At 74.9% G+C, this 20,058-nt stretch carries 21 protein-coding genes; 13 read left to right on the top strand and 8 right to left on the bottom strand.

The genetic code is table 11. From position 1 onward, the window contains the following. The first annotated feature begins 73 nt into the window (after positions 1–73). The 3 genes from MODMU_RS07100 to MODMU_RS07110 all read left to right on the top strand — a co-directional run bounded on the left by MODMU_RS07100 (position 74) and on the right by MODMU_RS07110 (position 2,005). Complete coding sequence (locus MODMU_RS07100; protein WP_014739523.1) at positions 74–421, top strand: YciI family protein; 348 nt, start codon at positions 74–76, stop codon at positions 419–421. An 8-nt stretch (positions 422–429) separates the two neighbouring features. Next, the gene (locus MODMU_RS07105; protein WP_014739524.1) at positions 430–1,647 is read left to right on the top strand and encodes an RNA polymerase sigma factor; all 1,218 of its coding nucleotides are present in this window, start codon (positions 430–432) and stop codon (positions 1,645–1,647) included. 88 nt (positions 1,648–1,735) lie between these two features. Then, a complete protein-coding gene (locus MODMU_RS07110) occupies positions 1,736–2,005 on the top strand; it encodes a hypothetical protein (protein WP_014739525.1) in 270 nt (89 codons plus the stop codon). 14 nt (positions 2,006–2,019) lie between these two features. On the opposite strand, the gene MODMU_RS07115 is transcribed toward MODMU_RS07110, so the two are convergent. Next, the gene (locus MODMU_RS07115; RefSeq protein ID WP_014739526.1) at positions 2,020–2,805 is read right to left on the bottom strand and encodes a transglutaminase-like domain-containing protein; all 786 of its coding nucleotides are present in this window, start codon (positions 2,803–2,805) and stop codon (positions 2,020–2,022) included. Between the two features lie 168 nt (positions 2,806–2,973). On the opposite strand from MODMU_RS07115, the gene MODMU_RS07120 reads away from it, so the two are divergent. Then, the gene (locus tag MODMU_RS07120; RefSeq protein WP_014739527.1) at positions 2,974–3,804 is read left to right on the top strand and encodes an SGNH/GDSL hydrolase family protein; all 831 of its coding nucleotides are present in this window, start codon (positions 2,974–2,976) and stop codon (positions 3,802–3,804) included. A gap of 77 nt (positions 3,805–3,881) precedes the next feature. Continuing rightward, entirely contained in the window at positions 3,882–4,574 is a 693-nt protein-coding gene (locus tag MODMU_RS07125; RefSeq protein WP_014739528.1) for a hypothetical protein, read from the top strand. 111 nt (positions 4,575–4,685) lie between these two features. Here the strand turns inward: MODMU_RS07125 and MODMU_RS07130 are convergent, their stop codons facing one another. From MODMU_RS07130 to MODMU_RS30425, 4 genes are all read right to left on the bottom strand, one after another. After that, positions 4,686–7,019 carry an EAL domain-containing protein gene (locus MODMU_RS07130; protein WP_014739529.1) on the bottom strand — a complete coding sequence of 778 codons (2,334 nt, stop codon included), beginning with the start codon at positions 7,017–7,019 and terminating at the stop codon, positions 4,686–4,688. A gap of 96 nt (positions 7,020–7,115) precedes the next feature. Then, complete coding sequence (locus tag MODMU_RS07135; RefSeq protein WP_014739530.1) at positions 7,116–7,517, bottom strand: STAS domain-containing protein; 402 nt, start codon at positions 7,515–7,517, stop codon at positions 7,116–7,118. Between the two features lie 158 nt (positions 7,518–7,675). After that, the gene (locus tag MODMU_RS07140) at positions 7,676–8,017 is read right to left on the bottom strand and encodes an STAS domain-containing protein (RefSeq protein ID WP_014739531.1); all 342 of its coding nucleotides are present in this window, start codon (positions 8,015–8,017) and stop codon (positions 7,676–7,678) included. Positions 8,018–8,160: 143 nt separating this feature from the next. After that, positions 8,161–8,640 carry a DUF427 domain-containing protein gene (locus MODMU_RS30425; protein ID WP_488225876.1) on the bottom strand — a complete coding sequence of 160 codons (480 nt, stop codon included), beginning with the start codon at positions 8,638–8,640 and terminating at the stop codon, positions 8,161–8,163. On the opposite strand from MODMU_RS30425, the gene MODMU_RS07150 reads away from it, so the two are divergent. Together MODMU_RS07150 and MODMU_RS07155 are read left to right on the top strand one after the other, a co-directional pair. Then, positions 8,605–9,648: an LLM class flavin-dependent oxidoreductase gene (locus MODMU_RS07150; protein WP_014739533.1), complete on the top strand. Its 1,044-nt coding sequence runs from the start codon at positions 8,605–8,607 to the stop codon at positions 9,646–9,648. The two genes, MODMU_RS30425 and MODMU_RS07150, sit on opposite strands and share 36 nt — an antisense overlap. An 80-nt stretch (positions 9,649–9,728) precedes the next feature. Next, positions 9,729–11,081, top strand: a complete 1,353-nt coding sequence (locus tag MODMU_RS07155; RefSeq protein WP_014738960.1) for a transposase — start codon at positions 9,729–9,731, stop codon at positions 11,079–11,081. A 13-nt stretch (positions 11,082–11,094) separates the two neighbouring features. Here MODMU_RS07155 and MODMU_RS07160 read toward each other — a convergent pair whose 3' ends face one another. The 3 genes from MODMU_RS07160 to MODMU_RS07170 form a co-directional block, all read right to left on the bottom strand. Further along, complete coding sequence (locus MODMU_RS07160; RefSeq protein ID WP_014739534.1) at positions 11,095–11,280, bottom strand: hypothetical protein; 186 nt, start codon at positions 11,278–11,280, stop codon at positions 11,095–11,097. A gap of 96 nt (positions 11,281–11,376) precedes the next feature. Beyond that, entirely contained in the window at positions 11,377–11,982 is a 606-nt protein-coding gene (locus tag MODMU_RS07165; protein WP_014739535.1) for a pyridoxine/pyridoxamine 5'-phosphate oxidase, read from the bottom strand. Further along, a complete protein-coding gene (locus tag MODMU_RS07170) occupies positions 11,979–13,322 on the bottom strand; it encodes an FAD-binding oxidoreductase (RefSeq protein ID WP_014739536.1) in 1,344 nt (447 codons plus the stop codon). Before MODMU_RS07170 ends, MODMU_RS07165 begins: the two co-directional genes overlap by 4 nt. Positions 13,323–13,412: 90 nt before the next feature. Here MODMU_RS07170 and MODMU_RS07175 point away from each other — a divergent pair, with 90 nt between their 5' ends. The 6 genes from MODMU_RS07175 to MODMU_RS07200 all read left to right on the top strand — a co-directional run bounded on the left by MODMU_RS07175 (position 13,413) and on the right by MODMU_RS07200 (position 20,018). Beyond that, positions 13,413–14,372, top strand: a complete 960-nt coding sequence (locus tag MODMU_RS07175; RefSeq protein WP_014739537.1) for a PDR/VanB family oxidoreductase — start codon at positions 13,413–13,415, stop codon at positions 14,370–14,372. Positions 14,373–14,569: 197 nt separating this feature from the next. Next, positions 14,570–15,568 carry a methylenetetrahydrofolate reductase gene (locus MODMU_RS07180; RefSeq protein ID WP_041795033.1) on the top strand — a complete coding sequence of 333 codons (999 nt, stop codon included), beginning with the start codon at positions 14,570–14,572 and terminating at the stop codon, positions 15,566–15,568. Further along, a complete protein-coding gene (locus MODMU_RS07185; protein WP_014739539.1) occupies positions 15,565–16,809 on the top strand; it encodes an amidohydrolase family protein in 1,245 nt (414 codons plus the stop codon). The genes MODMU_RS07180 and MODMU_RS07185 overlap by 4 nt, the downstream gene beginning before the upstream one ends. 118 nt (positions 16,810–16,927) lie before the next feature. Next, on the top strand, positions 16,928–17,701 hold the full coding sequence (locus tag MODMU_RS07190) for an ABC transporter ATP-binding protein (RefSeq protein ID WP_014739540.1): 774 nt from the start codon (positions 16,928–16,930) through the stop codon (positions 17,699–17,701). Between the two features lie 53 nt (positions 17,702–17,754). Continuing rightward, positions 17,755–18,639 (top strand): ABC transporter permease, encoded by an 885-nt coding sequence (locus MODMU_RS07195; protein WP_014739541.1) that lies wholly within the window; start codon positions 17,755–17,757, stop codon positions 18,637–18,639. After that, entirely contained in the window at positions 18,636–20,018 is a 1,383-nt protein-coding gene (locus tag MODMU_RS07200) for an NtaA/DmoA family FMN-dependent monooxygenase (protein WP_051143941.1), read from the top strand. Before MODMU_RS07195 ends, MODMU_RS07200 begins: the two co-directional genes overlap by 4 nt. Positions 20,019–20,058 lie beyond the last annotated feature (40 nt).

The raw sequence follows: 20,058 nt of genomic DNA on the forward strand, positions 1-20,058 counted from the left end.
GATCCGGGGCGGTGCCGTTCGTACAGAGGGTGAGAGCCGGCGACGGGCCGGTTCCGCCAGGGAGGAGCACCCCATGACCCAGTACCTGCTCAGCGTCGTCGAGCCCACCGGTGACGGCACGCTGCCGCCGGACCTCGACCGGATCATGGCCGACGTCGGCGAGGTCGACCGGCAGATGCGCGAGGCCGGCGTGTGGGTGTTCGCCGGCGGCCTGCACGCCCCGAAGACGGCCACCGTCGTCCGGGTCGCCGACGGCGAGGTACTCACCACCGACGGGCCCTACGCCGAGGGCAAGGAGCACCTGGGCGGCTTCACGATCATCGAGGCGCCGGACCTGGACGTGGCGCTCCGCTGGGGTACGGAGCTGGCCCGGGCCACCCGGCTGCCGATCGAGGTGCGCCCCTTCCAGGGCGGGGAGTGACCCCGGGCGTGCCGGTCGAGCAGGCGGTCGAGCAGGTGTTCCGCGAGCAGTACGCCCGCGCGGTCGCCGTCCTGGTGCGGGTCTTCGGGGACGTCGACGTCGCCGAGGAGGCGGTCGCCGATGCGTTCACCACGGCGGTGCAGCGTTGGCCGGAGGACGGCGTCCCGCCCAGCCCGGCCGGCTGGATCATCACCACGGCCCGCCACCGCGCCGTCGACCGGCTCCGGCGGGAGGCCTCCCGCGACGACCGGCACGCCCAGGCCGCGCTGCTGCACGCCCGCGACGAGCCGGTGGACGTCGGCGCGGTGTCCGACGACCGGCTGCGGCTGGTGTTCACCTGCTGCCACCCGGCGCTCGCGCCGCCGGCCCAGGTGGCGCTCACGCTGCGGCTGATCGGCGGGCTCAGCACCGCCGAGATCGCCCGCGCCTTCCTGGTGCCCGAACCGACCATGGCCCAGCGGCTGGTGCGGGCGAAGGCGAAGATCCGCGACGCCCGCATCCCGTACCGGGTGCCCGGCGCCGACGAGCTGCCCGCACGGCTCGGTCCGGTGCTGGCGGTGGTCTACCTCGTGTTCACCGAGGGCCACACCGCCAGCGCCGGGGAGGCGCTGGGCCGCGCCGACCTCTGCGCCGAGGGGATCCGGCTCGGCCGGCTGCTGCACGAGCTGCTCCCCGACGAGCCGGAGGTGACCGGCCTGCTGGCGCTGATGCTGCTCACCGAGTCCCGCCGGCCGGCCCGGACCACCGCCGACGGCGAGCTGGTGCTGCTGGCCGACCAGGACCGCCGACGCTGGGACCGGGCGCTGGTGGCCGAGGGGCAGGCGCTGGTCCGGGAGTGCCTGCGCCGCGGCGAGCCCGGGCCCTACCAGGTGCAGGCGGCGGTCAACGCGGTGCACAGCGACGCCCCGACCGCTGCCGACACCGACTGGCGGCAGGTCGTCGCGCTCTACGACCTGCTGCTCGCGCTGACCCCCACCCCGGTGGTGGCGCTGCACCGGGCCGTGGCGGTCGCGGAGGTGGCGGGGCCCGCGGCCGGGCTGGCGCTGGTCGAGCAGCTCAGCCTGCCCGGGCACCTGGTGCACGCTGTCCGGGCCGACCTGCTGCGCCGGCTGGACCGGCGGGCCGATGCTGAGCAGGCCTACGCCGCGGCGGTCGAGCTGGCCGGCAACGGTGCCGAGCGCGCCTTCCTCGAGCGCCGGCTGACCGAGCTCGGGCTGCCTGGCTGACCTCGGAGCGCAGGCTGGGCCTGGGTACCGACCTGGTGCAGGATGTGACCCAGGTCACGCCCTGGTGGCCACGAGCGGAGGAGCAGCCATGCCGGAGGTACCGCAGCCCGTCACCGACAACAGCGTCAAGGTGCGCCAGCTGACCCACTACCAGTTCAGCTGGACGGCCGGGGAAGCAGGCAAGCCGGGCACCTACACCCTGCAGCTCGTCCTCGACCAGGGAGCGTGGGAAGAGGTGCTCACGCTGGACCCTGACGACGCCGACAACCTCCAGGACCTGCTGACGAACACCGCGACGGTCCACTACGACATCGACCGGCGGGTGCTCATGTTCGGGGTCACCCCGACCGGGAGCTGACGAGGGGCGGGCTTTCAGGGCAGCGGGAACGGCTCGTCGTCCGGGGCGGGGAGGTCGCCGTCGACCGTGGCGGTGACGGTCATCGCGCCCAGCGTGGCCCGGCCGCCGAAGAGCGAGAGGAACGCGGTGTCGGCGGCGTCCCGGCCGGAGCAGATCCGGACCAGGGACGACGTCGGTGCCAGCCGGGTGGCGTCCACGGTCTGCCACACGCCGTCCACGTCGGCCTCCACGACCGCGTGGAAGTCCATCGGGGAGAGCCCGGGGGCGTAGACGGCGACCAGCCGGGCGGGCACCTCCAGTGCGCGGAGCAGCGTGATGGTCAGGTGCGCGTAGTCGCGGCAGACCCCCTGGCCCAGCAGCAGGGTGTCGACGGCGGTGTCCACCGGCCGGCTGGAGCCCGAGGTGTAGACCAGCCGCCGGCCCACCCAGGCGGCGACGTCGGCGACCAGCCGGGCCCGCGGGGTCGTCCGGTCGAACTCGGTGCCCGCGTACCCCTCGAGCTGGTCCGAGGGGCAGTAGCGGCTGGGGCGCAGGTACTCGGCCCACTCCGCCGGGGTCACCTCGCGGGGGCTGCCGCCGGACTCGACGTGCGCGGTGTAGGCGATGGTCGACTCGCCGGCGCCGAGCTCCAGCCGGTGCACGCGGGCGCCGGGGACGGCGATCTCCTCGGTGGGCACCGGCCGTCCGTCGGTCAGCACGGTCAGCTGCTCGCCGGCCGGGGCGGCGACGGCGACCTGCAGCAGCGCGGTCGCCGGCACGGGGGAGGAGACGGTGAGGGAGCAGGCCACGTCGGTGCGCATGACCGCCGATCCTCGCCGTCCCTCGTGTCGGGCGCGTGACCGGGGGATGTGCGTTCCGCCACGGGACCCGGGGGGACGCTCGTGCTCTGCTGCCTGCCAGGCAGCAGAGCACGAGCGGGCCGGGACCCCCGGTCGGTGCGGGCACGGGGGCGTGGTGCAGTAGGGGACGTGCAGCCGGGCAGCGACCGTCGGACGTGGCAGCGCTACATCGCGCTGGGGGACTCGTTCACCGAGGGGTTGAGCGACCCGGACCCCGCCGGCCCGGACGCCTACCGGGGCTGGGCGGACCGGCTGGCCGGGCACCTCGCCGCCGCCGCGCCGTCCGGGGCCGTCGAGTACGCCAACCTGGCGATCCGCGGCCGGCTGCTGGCGCAGGTGCTCGCCGAGCAGGTGCCGGTGGCGCTGGCCGCGGGGCCGGACCTGGTGAGCCTGGTGGCCGGCGGCAACGACCTGCTCCGCCCGGGCGCCGACCCGGACCGGCTCGCCGCGGACCTGGAGGCGGCGGTCGTCTCGTTCCGGCGGGCCGGTGCCGACGTGCTGCTGGCGACCGGCGTCGACCCCCGGCAGACCCCGATCATCCGGCGCACCCGAGGCCGGGTCGCGGTCTTCAACGCCCATCTCTGGTCGATCGCCGCGCGGCAGGGCGCCGTGGTGCTGGACCAGTGGGGAGCGGCCTGGCTCCAGGACGCCCGGCTGTGGGACCCGGGCGACCGGATCCACCTCACCGCCGAGGGGCACCGGCGGACGGCGCTGGCCGCGGCGGCCGCGCTCGGGGTGCCGGTGGCCGGGGACGGCACCGACTGGCGGACGCCGCTGGAGAAAGGCCCGCCGCGGCCGGCCCGCGAGGTGCTGGCGCAGGAGCTGGCCTGGGTGCGCGGCTTCGTGGTGCCGTGGGTCGGTCGCCGGCTGCGCGGCCGGTCCTCGGGCGACGGGCGGGCGGCCAAGCGGCCGCAGCTCGAACGGTTGGACACCACCTTCTCGTCCGTGATCGATTCGTGACCTGGGGACCCATCCGGTCCGGGTGCTGACCCCGAACTCCTGTCGTTGCGTCACTCGCTCACGACTTGGAGTCAGACATGAACCGCAAGAGCGCCACTCGCAAGGGCTTCGTCGCCGCCGCCGCGCTCAGCGCCGTCATCGGGCTGTCCGCCTGCGGGACCAACGACGTCGACACCGCCCAGGCCGCCGACTCGACCAGCAGCTCGGTCTCGGTGCCCAAGCCCGCCGCGGTCGTCCGCGCCATCCCGGGCGGCGACACCGCCGTCACCCTCGACTCGGGCTTCGTCAGCGCGCTCGGCACGCTGGGCCTGACCCCGGGCGTCACCGGCACCGCCACCCTCGACGGCACGACCGGCGTCGTCGACTTCCCGATCACCGGCGGCACCGTGACCCTGTACGACCGCGAGTCCGGCTACCGCCCGTGGGTCCAGGGGGTCATCTTCCACGACGGCAGCGGCCTGACCCTGGCCGCCGGTGGGACCACCGTCGAGCTGAGCAACTTCGCCATCGACCCGGGCAAGCCCGCCCGGCTCTTCGGCGACGTGACCGTCAACGGTGAGCTGGCCGCCCCCAACGCGCCGCTGTTCAACCTCGACGGCAGCACGCTGTCCGCGCCGACGATGGGCGCCGACGGCTCCGCCGTGCTCGACGGCACCACCGTCAAGCTCTCCGACGAGGCCGCCGGGCTGCTGAACTCCACCTTCAAGACCGACGCCCTCGCCGGCGGCCTGGTCATCGGCACCTCGACGATCACCGTCGAGACCAAGTAACGCGAGGACCTCTGCCCCGCGCTCCGCGCGGACCCGGCAGAGGGACCCCTCCCGCCCGTGCGGCGGGTGCTCGAGCCGACCGGCGTCCTCGCCGGCCGGCTCGAGCCGCGTTCAGGTCCGGTCGCCGACCTGCGGCACGTCGCCGGTGCGCGGGCCGAGCCGCTGCTGGAAGGACTCCAGCCACGGCCGCAGCCCGGAGAAGTCGGTCGGATCGTCGGTCAGCGACCGCAGGTCGCCGAACGCGACGGGCTCCCGCGGCTCGGGCACGCCGGCGATGTCGGCGGCGCCGTTGGCCCGCAGCAGCTCGCGCAGCTCGAGGAAGGCGCGGGACGGCCGGAAGACCCCGGGGTCGAAACCGGGCTCCGGCGCGGGCTCCGCTGCCCGCTCGACGGTCTCGGCCTCGCTGGCCTCAGCCGGCGCGTCCTCGGCCGGCTCGGCCTCGACGACCTCGACGTCCTCGATCTCGACGTCCTCGACCTCGGGCAGCTCGCCGGTGTCCGCCGGCGATGCGGGGAGCACGGTCGTGGCCGGCAGGACGAAGGCGTCCAGCTGGGGGACGGCGGCCGAGCGCAGGCTCGGGCCGGTGTCGGCCTCGGGGCCCCACTCGTCCTCGGTCGGGTCGTGCAGCTCGCTGACCGGCACCGGGGCCACGTCGGCGGTCCCGGCCACCGCGGCCGGCCGGTCGGTGTCGAGGTCGGGCAGCTCCTCGAGCTCGCGTGCGGGCAGCGGAGCCGGGCGGCCGAAGGCGTAGCCCTGGGCCATCGAGCAGCCGTGCTCGCGCAGCCAGCGGGCCTGCTCGCCGTCCTCGATGCCCTCGGCGATGACCTGCAGGCCCATGCCCTGCCCCAGCTGGAGCAGGCCCTGGACCAGGGCGGCGGTGGCCGGTTCGGCGACCACGTCGGCGACGAAGGAGCGGTCGATCTTCAGCGTGTGGATGGGCAGCCGGTGCAGCGCGGTGATGGCCGAGTAGCCGGTGCCGAAGTCGTCCAGCGCCAGCGTCACGCCGGTCTCGGTGACCGTGTCCACGGCGTGCAGCGTGGCGTCGGCGGCGAAGAGCGCCGTCGACTCGGTGATCTCCAGCTCCAGCCGCTCCGGGGCCAGCCCGGACTCGGCCAGGGCGTCGGCGACGAGCTCGCTGAAACCGGGCTCGGCCAGGTGCCGGGCGGAGATGTTGACGTGCACGCGCAGGTCGGCGTCCCAGCCGGCGGCGTCCCAGCAGGCCTGGTGCAGCACCCAGGCGCCCAGCCGGGAGGTGAGCCGGTTGTCCTCGGCGGCGGAGAGGAACGCGCCGGGCGGCAGCAGCCCGCGGGTGGGGTGCTGCCAGCGGATGAGGGCCTCGTAGCCGAGCAGGTGCTCGTCGGACAGCGCCACGATCGGTTGGTAGAACAACCGCAGCTCACCGGCCTCCAGCGCGTGCCGCAGGTCGGTCTCCAGCTGCAGCTGGTCGACGTAGCCCTCGCCGACGGCGTCGTCGTGCACCTCGACGCGGCCGCGGCCACCGCTGGCCTTGGCCCGGGCGAGGGCGCTGTGCGCCTGGCGCAGCAGCGCCTCCGGGGCGAGGTCCGAGCCGAGCGTCATGCCGACGCTGGCCGACAGGGTGATCTCCCGGTCGAGCACGTGGAACGGCTCGTCCAGGACGGAGAGCAGCCGGTCGGCGAGCGTGCGCAGCGCCTCGACGTCCTCGACCTCCTCGGCCAGCACGAGGAACTCGTCGGCCCCGAAGCGGACCGCGGTGTCCTCGACCCGGGTGCTCCAGCGCAGCCGGTCGGCGACCTGGCACAGCAGCTGGTCACCGCCCTCGTGGCCGAGGGAGTCGTTGACGGCGGTGAACCGGTCCAGGTCCAGGTGCAGCAGGCCGACCGAGGTGCCGCGGCGGCGGGAGACGGCGAGGGCGCGCTGCAGCCGCTCGGTCAGCGCGCGGCGGTTGGGCAGCCCAGTCAGGGCGTCGGTGTACGCGCGGCGGACCAGGTCCTCCTCCACGCGCCGGCGGTCGGTGACGTCGACCATCGCGACCACCACGAACTGCGGCTCGCCGTTGCTGCGGTGGACCAGCTCCTGGGACTGGTGCACCCAGATGCTCTCGCCGTCGGCCCGCCGCAGCCGGCGCTCACCGACGACCTCGAGCTGCGGGTCGAGCAGCGGGGTGCCGGGCACGTGCTCGGTCGCGCGGTCGCCCACCGGCACGTCGTCCGGGTGGGTGAGCAGGTCGAGGTGCCGGCCGACCAGGGCACCGGAGGTGCGCCCGGTGAGCTCGCACATGGCCCGGTTCGCGACCAGCAGGTGCCCGTCGGGGGAGACGACGGCCTTGGCGATCGGCGCGGCGAGGAACAGGGCGCGGAAGAGCTGACCGCGGTCGGCGAGCAGCACGTCGGCTGCACGCAGCCGCTGCCCGGCAGCGCCGGTGGGCCCGGAGGCGCCGGACGACTCGGGGGCGGAGAGGGTCACCGGGACAGGGTGGCCCATCCCGCGCCGTCAGCCCGGGAACCCGGGCCGCAGTCAAGTGTTCGTGCCGTCACTCACGGTGAGGAGAAACCACTCCGGTCACGGGGTGCTCGTCGTGCCACACCGGATGCGCGCCGCACGGCGCCGGGACGGCGCAGCGGGCGGGAAGACCTCGTCCTCCCCGATGAGGGAGACCAGCCGCGCGACCGGGCGGCTGCGGCGCACCAGCCGCAGGCTGCGCCCGTGCGCGGCGGCGATCGCGTGCGCACCGGTCAGCGCGCGGAGCCCACCGGCGTCGCAGAACGTGACGTCGGCCGCATCCAGCTGCCAGCTCCGGTCGGCACGCGTGGCGAGGATCTCCACGGCCTCGAGCAGGTGGTGGGCGGAGTCCCGGTCCAGCTCGCCGGCCACCCGCACCCGGGCGTGGGGCAGGTCGACCGAGACGGCGAGGGACGACGGGTCGACCGGGGACGGCCCGGTCGAGGGGGACGAGGTGACCACGGTTCTCCCGGTGGCAGGGGGCGGCGCGTCCGGCGGCGGTGCTGGCCGCGCGGACGGTCGTGCGGGAGCCTCGTTCAGCTCCGGAACCGACCGTATTCGGAACCGGTCGCGACACGCCAGACCCGCCCTCCGCGCACCGCGGCACCGGCGTGTCGCGGTCAGCCGGCGAGCTGCCGGTCGAGCCCGCTGAGCCGCAGCAGCCGGTCGACGCACCGGCTGGCCCGCACCAGCCGCAGCTCGCGACCGTGCGCCACGGCCAGGGCGTGCGCCGCGGCCAGCGCCCGCAGGCCGCCGGCGTCGCACCAGGTCACGGCGGTGGCGTCGACCACCCAGCACGGCTGGTCGGTGCCGGCCAGCCCGGCGAGCGCATCGACGAGGTGGTGGGCGCGGTCGCGGTCGAGCTCACCGGAGAGGACCACGGTGGCGCAGGACCACTGGACGGAGACGGTCAGCGAGGCCGGTTCGTCGAGCGGGCAGGGGATCTCGGTCAGAGCGAGCACGGGGGGCTCCCCACGGTGCAGCGCGGGGGTGGGCGACCCGTGGGCTCCGGGTCGCGGACGCCTCCGCGGGCGTGCGTGCGGCCGGAGCTTCGACCGAGCACCGACCGTACGCCCGCCGCGGGGACCGTGCGGGTCGGGCGCGGTCAGCCCTCGCTGACGGTCACGCCCGGGGAGAACGCCACGTAGCCGGCGAAGTCGGTGCCCACGCGGTCCACCGCCGAGGGCATGAGGTCGGGGTAGCTCCAGGCGCCGTCCTTCGTGGTGCCCTTCGGGGTGACGACGTCCCAGTACTGGGCCGGGCCCTTCCACGGGCAGGTGTAGGGCGTCGGGCTCTCGCTGAGCGCGCCCGGCGCGACCGCGGACGGCGGGAAGTACCAGTTGCCCTCGATCCGGACGAGCTCGGACTCCGGGGCCTCGGCGATGACGGTGCCGTCGACGGTGGCGCGCATGTGGTGCTCCTCGGGTCGGTGTGCCGGTGGACACAGCGGGCAACGCGCGCACCGGCCGATCCCATCCCGCCGGCCGTCCGGGAACACCGCGGGCCCCGCCGGTGCTCCAGCCCGCGAACACGACGAGAGGTGAGTGCGGTGGACAAGCGGATCGGTTTCCTGTCCTTCGGGCACTGGCAGCCCATCCCGGGCTCGCAGGTGCGGACCGGGCGGGACGCGCTGGTGCAGAGCGTCGAGCTGGCAGAGGCCGCCGAGGAGCTCGGCCTGGACGGCGCCTACGTGCGGGTGCACCACTTCGCCCGGCAGCTGGCCTCGCCGTTCCCGCTGCTGACCGCGATGGCGATGCGGACCTCCCGGATCGAGCTGGGCACCGGCGTGATCGACATGCGCTACGAGAACCCGCTGTACATGGCCGAGGAGGCCGCGTCCGCCGACCTGCTGAGCGCCGGGCGCCTGCAGCTCGGGGTCAGCCGCGGGTCACCGGAGACCGCGCTGCGCGGCTCGGAGGCGTTCGGCTACGTCCCGCCGGCGGACGGCGACGACGCCGGGCTGGCCCGGGAGAAGACCGGCCTGTTCCTGGCCGCGATCAGCGGCGCCACCGTGGTCGACGCCGACCCGCGGATGACCGGCGGGGCGTCCGGCCGGCTCGCGGTCCAGCCGCAGTCCCCGGGCCTGCGGGAGCGCATCTGGTGGGGATCGGGCACCCGCAGCACCGCGGTGTGGACCGCGCAGCAGGGGATGAACCTGATGAGCTCCACGCTGCTGAGCGAGGACACCGGGGTGCCCTTCGACGAGCTGCAGGCCGAGCAGATCGCGCTCTACCGCGCGGCCTGGGCCGAGACCGGCTGGGAGCACGAGCCGCGGGTCTCGGTCAGCCGCAGCGTCATGCCGATCACCAGCGACCTGGACCGGCAGTACTTCGGCTCCGAGCGCGGCAGCGGCGACCAGGTCGGCCTCCTGGAGGGGGTGCGCGCCCGGTTCGGCAAGAGCTACGTCGGTGAGCCCGACCAGCTGGCCGAGGACCTGGCCAAGGACGCCGCCGTCCGGGACGCCGACACACTGCTGCTGACCGTGCCCAACATGCTCGGCGTGGAGTACAACGCCCGGCTGCTGGAGACCGTCGTCCGGCACGTCGCCCCGGCCATCGGCTGGGTGCCGCCGGGGGAGCGCGCCGCTGGCTGAGCCCTCGGTAGCACGGGGCAGCGTTGAAGTTCTCGGATCTTGACTTGAGGTGATGGCTCTCGGTTCCGAGGAGTCATCACATGCCGGTCACTACTCTCGCCCTGACCGCGGAGCTGCCTGAGCTCGGTGGGTCGCTGAGCTGGTCGCAGCTGGAGGCATGGGCGGTGGCGATGCGCGAGGAACTGCCGGCGGCAGCCCTGGCTGCGGCGTTGGAGGAGCTGCAGGACAGGCTCATCGATCGGGTGTGTGGCCGGAAGTGGCTGCCGGTGCGGGAGCTGCCGGCGCCGTTCGGCTGCCCGGGGTGTGGGGTGATGAGCGACTTCGAGCGCAAGGGCAAGCGCACCCGGCTGCGGAAGTTCAGCACCGCCGCGGGGGTGGTGGAGATCCGGCTGGCCAACGTCGGCTGCCGGTCCTGCCGGCGGGTGTTCGCCCCACTGCTCCTGCTGCTGGATCTGTCGGGCAAGAGGCGCACCGACCGGCTGATGGTGGAACTGGCCGAGCTGGCCACGCAGATGTCCTTCGCCCGGGCCGGTGCGGTCGCCGCCTCCTTCGGGCTGCCGGGCTCGGCCGGGCGGGCGCATGCCGCGGTGGCCGATCTGGCGCCGCTGCTCGATGGCGTCGGGCGCCCGGACGTGCCCGGAGCGCCCGCCGGTGCCCAGGTGGTCATCTTCGATGGCACCGGGATGCGTGCGGGGCGGCGCCGGTTGGGCGTCAACGGCAACATCGCCCTGGGCGTGACCGGGAGGGGCGGGCCGCGCCGGCGGCGGCGGGCCACCACGACCCTGCTCGGGCTGACCGTGGGCCAACCGTGGTCGGCGATGGCCGACCAGCTCCGCGACCTGCGCCCGCCGGCGATGGTCGTCGTCGACGGTGAACTGGCGATCACCACGCTGGCCCAGACGCTGTGGCCCGACGTGCCGATCCAGCGCTGCTGGTGGCACCTGCCCCGCGCACTGCGCTGGGCCCTCTACGCCGACAAGGCACCAGCAGCCTGGGCCAACACCAGGCGCACCGAGCTGACCGACCTTCTGCACCGGGTCGCCCGTGAACGCCTCACCCACGCCCAGGCGCTGGCCGCCTACGACGCCTTCACCGCGAGTGTCACCGCCGAGGGCCACCACGCCGCCGGTGAGCTGCTCGCCGGCGCCCGCGACCAGGTCTTCACCTGCCTGCGCCCCGAACTCCGCGCCCGCCTGGCCCACCTCGGCGGACCCGAACTCGGCTCCGGTGTCCTCGAGCGGGTCATGCGCGAACTCAACGCCCGCACCGACATCGGCGGCAGCCGCTGGTCCATCGAAGGCCTACGCGACCTGCTGACCGTGAAGCTGGCCCAGATGACCGACCACCCGGCGTGGACCACACTGACCCAGTCCCTACGCCCACCCAACGCCATCGCCTTCAACATCAAGACGCTGAACTTCAACGCTGCTTGACGCTACCGAGCCCTCAGCGGTGGCCGGCCGCCCGCTCCAGCACCCACCCCGTGCCGCCGCACCCGTGCGGCAGGGGCGGGAACCGGTGGCCCTTCACGTCGGTGGACTCGTAGCTGTGGCTGCACGCGTCGTCGCAGCGGTAGATGCCGCTCGCCGGGACGATCTGGCCGGGGTGGTACGTGGGCGGGCTCTCGGGCACTGCTGCTCCTGGCGTCGGTCGCAGTCACGCTGCTCGCCGGGCCTTGGCTCGGCCGTTGGGGTCCGCTACCCGGGGTCCCTGGCCGCCACACCGCCGTCAGCCGGCGAGGTGCCGCCAGCGCCACCCGTCGGCGGTCCGAGGGTACTGCAGCCGGCGGCTCGCGGAGTCGACGCCGCCGGCCCAGAAGGTCAGCTCCACCGGCTGCAGCCGGTAGCCGACCCAGCTGGGTGCCTGCGTCCGGAGCGGCCCCACCGGAGCGGCCGCCCACCGGCGGAGGCGTTCGTCGCGGTTCAGCGCGGCCAGCTCGTCGGTGTTGCACCAGGCCAGCCGGCGCAGGTGGTCCGAGCGGGCGGCCCACGCCGCGGCGACCGACTCCGCGGCATCGGGCACCACCTCCCCGCGCAGCACCAGCTGGCGGGTGAACCCGGGCCAGAGCACCACCATGCTGGCCCGGGGGAGGGCGGCCAGCTCGGCCACCTTCCGGCTGGCCGCGGAGGTGTGGAAGGCGAACCCGGTCTCGTCGAACGCGGTCAGCAGCACGGTGCGGGCGTCCGGGCAGCCGTCGGTCCCCAGCGTCCCGAGGGTCACCTGCGGGCGGTCCGGCTCGTCGTCGGCGGGCAGCCACTCGCGGGCCAGGGTCAGCGGGTCGGCGGGCGGTGTGCCGTCGGCGTGCAGGTCGAACAGCTCCACCGCCGCGCTCACGAGACGGCGCCTTTGGTCGGGCCGGCGTAGTCGGGGTTGAGCTTGCCGGGGTTGAGCAGGCCCTGCGGGTCGGTGCGCCGCGCCGTCTCCACCGTCCGGGCGAGCTGGAAGTCGACGTTCCACTGGTGCGGGTTGTGCACGCCGACGCCGAGCTCGTTGAGGGCCCGGATGCCGTCGAGCACCTGCTCCGGGCTGCGGTACACACCGGCGAGCATGCCGATCGGGCCGCTGTGCCCGATCTCCTGGTGCAGCATCCCGCCCTCGTACACGGCGTGCACCTCGTCGATCCGGTCGATCAGCGCGGCGCCGGAGACCTCGAGGTGGAAGTAGACGCCCGGGGCGCTCTTCTGCAGCCACTCGATGGGGTGGTTGTAGCTGAGCATGCTCAGCGTCAACGCCGTCTGGGCGCCCTCGCGCACGTCCTCGACCCGGCCGCCACCTGCCTCGACGATCTCGGTGGCCCGGCGCACGGTGCGCTCGTCGGCGATCACCCGGACGCTCGCCCGACCCTCGGGCAGCGCGGGGTCGGCCGGCAGGGTGGCGGTGATCTCCGGGGTGTCCGCCGAGACCAGCCGGGGGCGCGGCTCCAGCGCGGCGAGGTCGCGCAGCACCGCCTGGGCGCTGCGGAAGTCCGGGAAGCTGGCGTACAGGCCGCGCCAGTCCTGCAGCGGCTCGAGTCGCACCGTCGCGCGGGCGATGACCCCCGCGGTGCCGTAGTTGTGCACGAACAGCTGCGCCTCGTCACCCTCGACGTGCACGAGCTCGGGGGAGCCGGTGCCGTGCACGACGTCCAGCGCCGCGACGAAGCCGGCGTCGTTCGTGCCGTGCACGATGCTGCCGGTGCCGCCGGACCCGCCGGCCAGGAACCCGCCCACCGACGACTGCGCGGTCGAGGGGTACATCCACAGCTGCTGGCCCGTGGCGTGCGCGGCCCGCTCCAGGGTCACCATCGGCGTGCCCGCCTCCGCGGTGACGAAGCCGTCGCCGACCTCCACCACCGCCCGCGCCCGGGACAGGTCGAGCACCAGGCCGCCGGCCATCGGGATGCCCTGCCCGTAGTTGCCGGTGCCCTTGCCGCGCGGGGTGACCGGGACGCCGTGCCGGACGGCGGCGGCGACGGCCTGGCCGATCTGCTCCGCCGAGGTCGGGAAGGCGACCAGGTCGGCCAGCCCGAGCGGCAGCAGCTCGCTGATGATGGGGCTCATCCGCGCGCCGTCGACCGAGGCGCGTTCCCGGGCCCGGGGCTCCGTGCTGACGTTGCGCGCGCCGAGCAGCTCGACCAGCTCGGCCTCCAGGTCGGCGACGGCGGAGGAGGTGGGCGGTGAGACGGAGAGGGTCACGCGGTCGATGGAAACGCGCGGCGGTTACGACCGTGTGACCTCTTCGGGTCATCGGCGTCGCGGTGCCGACCGGTGTGCAGAATCCGGCCGGTGAGCTTCTTCTCCGACGTCGAACGCGACCTCGTCGTCGCCGCCCGGACCGACCTCGCCGACGGCGTCGTCGCGCTGGACCTGGTCGCCCACAACGACCGCGACCTGCCCGTCTGGACGCCGGGCTCGCACGTCGACGTGCTGCTGCGCCCGGGGCTGGAACGGCAGTACTCGTTGTGCGGCGACACCGCCGACCGGTCCCGCTGGCGGATCGCGGTGCTCCGTGAGGAGAGCGGCCGGGGTGGCTCGGTCGCGCTGCACGACGAGGTGGCGGTCGGGCAGCGGCTGCGGGTCCGCGGGCCGCGCAACCACTTCGCCTTCGAGGTCACCCCGGGCACCCGGTACCGCTTCATCGCCGGCGGCATCGGGATCACCCCGCTGCGCGCGATGGTCGTCGCCGCCGATGCCGCGGGCGCCGACTGGACGCTGGACTACGCCGGCCGCTCGCGCCGCACGATGGCGTTCGCCGACGAGCTGGCCGGCGCCCACCCGGACCGGGTCCGGCTGCACGCCGCGGACGAGGGTGGCCGGCTGGACGCCGTCGCGCTGCTGGCCGAGGCGGGCGCGGACACCGCCGTCTACGTGTGCGGTCCGACCCGGCTGATCGACGCGGTGGAGGCCGCCGGCCGGTCGGGGCAGGCGCTGCACACCGAGCGGTTCGAGGCCAAGGAGTTCGGTGAGCCGGTCTGGCCGGACCCGTTCGAGGTCGAGCTGGCGCTGTCCGGGGAGACGGTCGTCGTGGAGCCCGGGGTGAGCGTGCTGGACGCCGTCGCCGAGGCCGGCGTCGTGGTGCTCTCCTCCTGCCGGGTGGGCACCTGCGGGACGTGCGAGACCCCGGTGCTGGAGGGCGAGGTGGAGCACCGGGACTCCGTGCTCACCCCCGCCGAGCAGGCCGACGACACCGCGATGATGATCTGCGTCTCCCGCGCCGCCGGCCCCCGCCTCGTCCTCGACCTCTGACCCCCTCGGGCTCTCGGTACAGGAAGCCCGGGGCTCTCTGTACCGAGAGCCCCCGGGCCGGTTTCGGCGCCGAGACCTGACCGGGGTTCGGCGCCGAAACCTGCGCCGGGGTCGGCGCCGGGACCTGGACGGCGGGGTGCGGCGGGTCGGAATGTCGGCGAAACCGGCCGGGAACACGCCTCGGCGACCCTGCGGCGGTGACCGCGCCGTCCTGCCCGAAGTCGATGACGCACGGCCCGTGCGGCGGGGTCGGCGTCGACGGCGGGTGCGAGGCGGCGCCCGGCCCGTGCGTGTTCCTCGGCCGGCCGACCGTGCGGTGGGCCGGGGACGACGTCCACCCGCCGGCGCCCGAGGCGCCGTTGCTGGCCCTCATGCGGCAGCGGCCGGTGGTGGTCGCCGACCTGCCGGCCGCGCCGCTGTCCCGCGAGTCGCTGGTGCGCGGTGCCGACGTCCTGGCCGGCAGCGTCGACGCCGTGCTGCTCGGGGACTCCGGCGGCGCCCGCGTGCAGTTCCCGCCGGCGTACCGGGCCGCGCTCGTGCAGGCGCGGGGGGTGCCGGCCTGGGCGGGGCTCACCTGCCGGGACCGGAACCGGGTGGCGCTGGAGGGCGAGCTCGCGGCGCTGGCCGACACCGGTGCCGCGGCCGTGCACTGCGTGACCGGCGACCACACCTCGCTCGGCGACCGGCCCGACGCCCGTCCCGTCTTCGACCTGGACTCCACCGAACTGGCCGCCCGGGCCGCCACGGCCGGGCTGCTGGTCTCGGTCGCCGAGGCGCCGGCCGGACCACCGGTGGCCCAGCGGCCGGAGCGGCTGGCGGAGAAGGTGCGGGCCGGTGCGCAGGTCTGCGTGGTCAACCACTGCGGGGGTCCGGACGCGGTCGCCGACTTCGTCGCCGCCGCGGTCGCCGCCGGGGCCGACGTGCCGTTCGTGGTCTGCGTGGCCGTCGCCCTGGACCCGGCCTCGGCGGCCGAGCTGCGGCGCTTCCCGGGCCTGGTGCTGCCGGCGGGCTACCTCGCCTCGATCGAGTCGGCCCGGGACCCGCACCGGGCCGGGGTCTCCGCCGCGGTCGCGCTCGCCGAGGCCTGCCTGTCCGTCCCCGGGGTGCGCGGCGTCGACCTGTCCGCCGTCGCGCCACCGGGTCGCGAACTGTCCACGGCCGACGCACTGGCCACGATCGGGAAGGCACTCTCATGACCCTGCTGCTCCAGTCGGTCACCGACCTGGACGGCCGGCGCGTCGACGTCCGCCTCGACGGGGACACCGTCGCGGCGGTCGCCCCCGCGCTGGCCGTCGAGCCCGGCGACGACGTCCTCGACCTCACCGGGCACCTGCTGCTCCCGGCGCCCGCCGAGCCGCACGCCCACCTGGACAAGGCGCTGACCAGCCACCGGGCGCCCAACCGCACCGGCGACCTGGCCGGGGCGGTGGTCGCGATCCGGGAGATCGCCGCCGGGTTCACCCACGAGGACCTGGTCGAGCGGGCCACCCGGGCGGCGCACGAGTACCTGGCGAACGGGACGACGGCGATCCGGACCCACGCCGACGTCGGTGCGCACTCGGGCACCCGGCACGTCCGCGCGCTGCTGGAGGTGCGCGACGCGCTGGCCGGACTGGTCGACGTGCAGGTGGTCGCCCTGGCCTCCTCGCCGTGGTCGCCGGCGGAGGCCGTCGGCAACGCGCGCCTGCTGGAGGAGGCGGTCGAGCTGGGCGTGGACCTGGTGGGCGGTGCGCCGCACATGTGGGACGACCGCGACGCGGGGCTGCAGCTGTCCTTCGACGCCGCCGTCCGGCACGGGCTGCCGCTGGACCTGCACACCGACGAGACGCTGGACCCCACCGCGCAGGGGTTGCTGGCGCTGGCCCGGCGGGTGCTGTCCACCGGCTTCGCCCAGGGGGCGACCGCGAGCCACTGCGTGAGCCTGGGCGTGCACCCGCTGGAGGTCGCCCGCGCGACGGCGGCCGAGGTCGCCCGCGCCGGGGTCGGCGTGGTCGCGCTGCCGCAGACCAACCTCTACCTGCAGGGCCGGGACGTCGAGGTGGCCCGGCCCCGGGGGCTGACCGCCGTCCGGGCGCTGCTCGACGCCGGGGCGACCCTCGGCGCCGGCGGGGACAACCTGCGCGACCCGTTCAACCCGATGGGCCGGGCCGACGCCTGCGAGGCCGCCTCGCTGCTGGTCACCTCCGGCCACCTGTCCACCCGCGAGGCGTGGACGGCGGTCAGCGCCGGGGCGCGGGCCTGCATGGGGCTGCCGGTGCCGGCGGTCGCCGTCGGCTCGGTGGCCGAGTTCGTGGCGATCGAGGCGGAGAGCCTGGACGCCGCGGTGGCCGGGGCCGGCACCGCCCGGACGGTCCTCTCGCGGGGCCGGGTCGTCGCCTCCAGCCGGGTGACGCGGGCGGTCAACGGTCCGGTCCCGTCCGCTGTGGCCAACTCGTGACGGACGGCGCGCGGCGTTCACCGACGGCACACGCGCCGGAAACAGAGGCCGCAGAGGGTGGGTGCCGTCCGCACCACCGACCGGCCACGTGTTCGGTCCCTGAGCCAGGGAGCTGCCGATGAGCACGCTCGCGCCCACCGTCCCGGCCACCGCCACCCGCGCGCGGGTCCTGCACTTCCGCGACGTCGCCAAGGCCTTCCCGGACGGGACGGTCGCCCTCGAGGGGGTGGACCTGGACATCCGCCGCGGTGAGTTCGTCACCGTCGTCGGCCCGTCCGGCTGCGGGAAGAGCACCCTGCTGCGGATCGCCTCGGGCCTGTCCCCGGCCACCGGCGGGGAGGTCGAGATCGAGGCGGCCCGGATCGGCTACGTCTTCCAGGACGCCACCCTGCTGCCCTGGCGCTCGGTGCTGAAGAACGTGCAGCTGCTGGCCGAGCTGCACGGCATGAGCAAGACCGCGACGAACCAGGCCTCCCGGGACGCCATCGACCTGGTGGGCCTGGCCGGCCACGAGAAGAAGCTGCCGCGGGCGCTGTCGGGCGGCATGAAGATGCGCGCCTCGCTGGCCCGCTCGCTCACCCTCGACCCGGACCTGTTCCTCTTCGACGAGCCGTTCGGCGCGCTGGACGAGATCACCCGCGAGCGCCTCAACGACGAGCTGATCCGGCTCTTCCATGCCAAGGGCTTCGGCGCGCTGTTCATCACCCACTCGGTGAGCGAGGCCGTCTACATGTCGACCCGGGTGATGGTCATGAGCGGCCGGCCCGGTCACATCGTCGACACCTTCGAGGTCCCGTTCGGCGCCGACCGCACCCCGGAGCTGCGCTTCACCCCCGAGTTCGCCGCGCTGGCCGGTCAGGTCTCGCACGCCCTGCGGGCGGGTCACTCGTGACCACCCTGGACAACCGCGCGGCCAGCTCCGCGCCCGACTCGGAGGAGCCCGCCGTGGCGACCACCGCCGTGACGACCACCGCGGAGACACCGGCCCCGGTGGCCGCGAGCGGTGCGGGCACCGCCCCGCTGGTCCGCCGGCGGCGCGGACGCAAGCGGCTGACCGACGCGCTGCTGCCGATCGGCGTCTTCGTGGTGCTGCTGGGCATCTGGTACGCGATCACCTACCTGGTGCTGGACCCCGCCCGGCGGTTCCTGATGCCGGCGCCGCACACGATCATCACCGACGCCCTGCTCGACGGGCCGACGATGGAGAAGATCGGCGAGGCCCTCGGCCGCACCATCACGGTCACCTTCGTCGGCCTGGTCATCGCGATCGTGATCGGCATGGCCTGGGCGATCGCGATGAGCCAGAGCCGGACGGTCGAGCGCTCGCTGTTCCCCTACGCCGTCGCGCTGCAGTGCGTCCCGATCCTCGCCCTCGTGCCGCTCATCGGGTTCTGGTTCGACTACGGCTTCAGCTCGCGGGTGATCGTCTGCGTGATGATCGCGCTGTTCCCGGTCGTGTCGAACACGCTGTTCGGCCTGCAGTCGGTCGACCGGGGCATGCACGAGCTGTTCGACCTGCACGGCGCCGGCCGGCTCACCCGGCTGCTCAAGCTGCAGCTGCCGGCCGCCATGCCGGCCATCTTCGCCGGGTTCCGCATCTCCGCCGGGCTCTCGGTGGTCGGCGCGATCGTCGGTGACCTCTTCTTCCGCAAGGGCAACCCGGGCCTGGGCGTGCTGCTGAACAACTTCAGCTCGCGGCTGCAGGGCGCCGAGCTGTTCCTCACGATCATCGTGGCCGCCGCCCTCGGCATCGCCGTCTTCGCGCTCTTCGGCTGGCTCGGCAAGCTCGCCGTCGGCCGCTGGTACGACCAGAGCCGCGACGCCGCATGACCCGACCGCTGACCCTCGGGATCTTCCAGCGGATGGGCCCCGGTGGGGTCACCGGCGGCAGCTGGCGGCACCCCGACGACACCTCCGCGGCGTACCTCACGATCGAGCACTGGACGGGGCTGGCCCGGAGGTTCGAGGACGCCGGGCTGGACTTCCTCTTCCTGGCCGACAGCTACGGCTACCCCACGCTCCACGACCGGGTCATCGACCTGGCGGTCGCCGACGCGATCAACTTCCCCGCGGCCGACCCGGTGGTCCTGGTCTCGGCCATCGCGGCGGCGACCAGCCGGCTGGGCGTGGTCGTCACCGCGTCCACCACGGTGGACAAGCCGCAGGTGCTCGCCCGGCGCTTCGCCACGCTGGACCACCTGACCCGCGGCCGGATCGGGTGGAACATCGTCACCGGTGCCGCGCAGGCGTCCTCGGCCCGGCTGTTCGGCGAGCAGATGATGCCGCACGACGAGCGCTACGCCATGGCCGAGGACTCCGTGCAGCTGGCGCTGAAGCTGTGGGAGACCTCCTGGGAGGACGACGCCCTCCGGCTGGACAAGGCGGGCGGCGTCCACGCCGACCCGGCCAAGGTGCACGAGATCGACCACGAGGGTCCGTACTTCCGGGCGCACGGCCTGCTCACCGTGCCGCCCTCGCCGCAGCGCACGCCGCTGCTGTTCCAGGCCGGCACCTCCGGCCGCGGCCGTGACTTCGCGGCCACCTACGCGGAGTCGGTCTTCCTGGCCGGGGGCGACCCCGACCACGTGGCCGCCAACATCGCCGACATCCGCCGCCGCGCCGTCGGGTACGGCCGCGAGCCGGACGCGATCAAGTTCCTGGTGGGCGCCATGTTCGTGACCGCGCCCACCGAGGCCGCGGCGCAGGCCGAACGGCAGCGGATGCTGGACCTGTCCACGCTGGAGAACGCCGCAGCGGCCTACGCCTTCTTCACCGGCCTGGACCTGCTCGCGATGGACCTCGACGGCCCGCTGACCGGGCGCACGCAGCAGGGGCAGAGCAGCGTCGACCGCTTCACCGGGGCGAACGGGGCGCCGGTCGCCACGGTCCGCCAGGTGCTGGAGGACCACCGGCGCAACGGGGTCAACGGCACCGTGTTCGTCGGCGAGCCCGAGCACGTCGTCGACCAGGCCGAGGCGTTCGTCCAGCGCACCGGCGCCGACGGCTTCCTCGTCCAGCCCTACGTCACCCCGGGCACCTACGACGACCTCATCGACCTGGTGCTGCCGGTGATGCGTGCGCGGGGCCTGGCCAAGGAGGCCTACGAGGGCGCCACGCTGCGCGCGCACCTCTTCGGTGCCGGGCGCGACCGGCTGCCGGCCTCGCACGTGGGCCGCCGGACGGCGCCCGAACGTGCGGCGATGGTGTGAGCCGGCCGCTGTGGCCAAGTCGTGATGCACCGCGAGCGCC

It is taken from the genome of Modestobacter italicus, assembly GCF_000306785.1.
Lineage (GTDB): Bacteria > Actinomycetota > Actinomycetes > Mycobacteriales > Geodermatophilaceae > Modestobacter > Modestobacter italicus.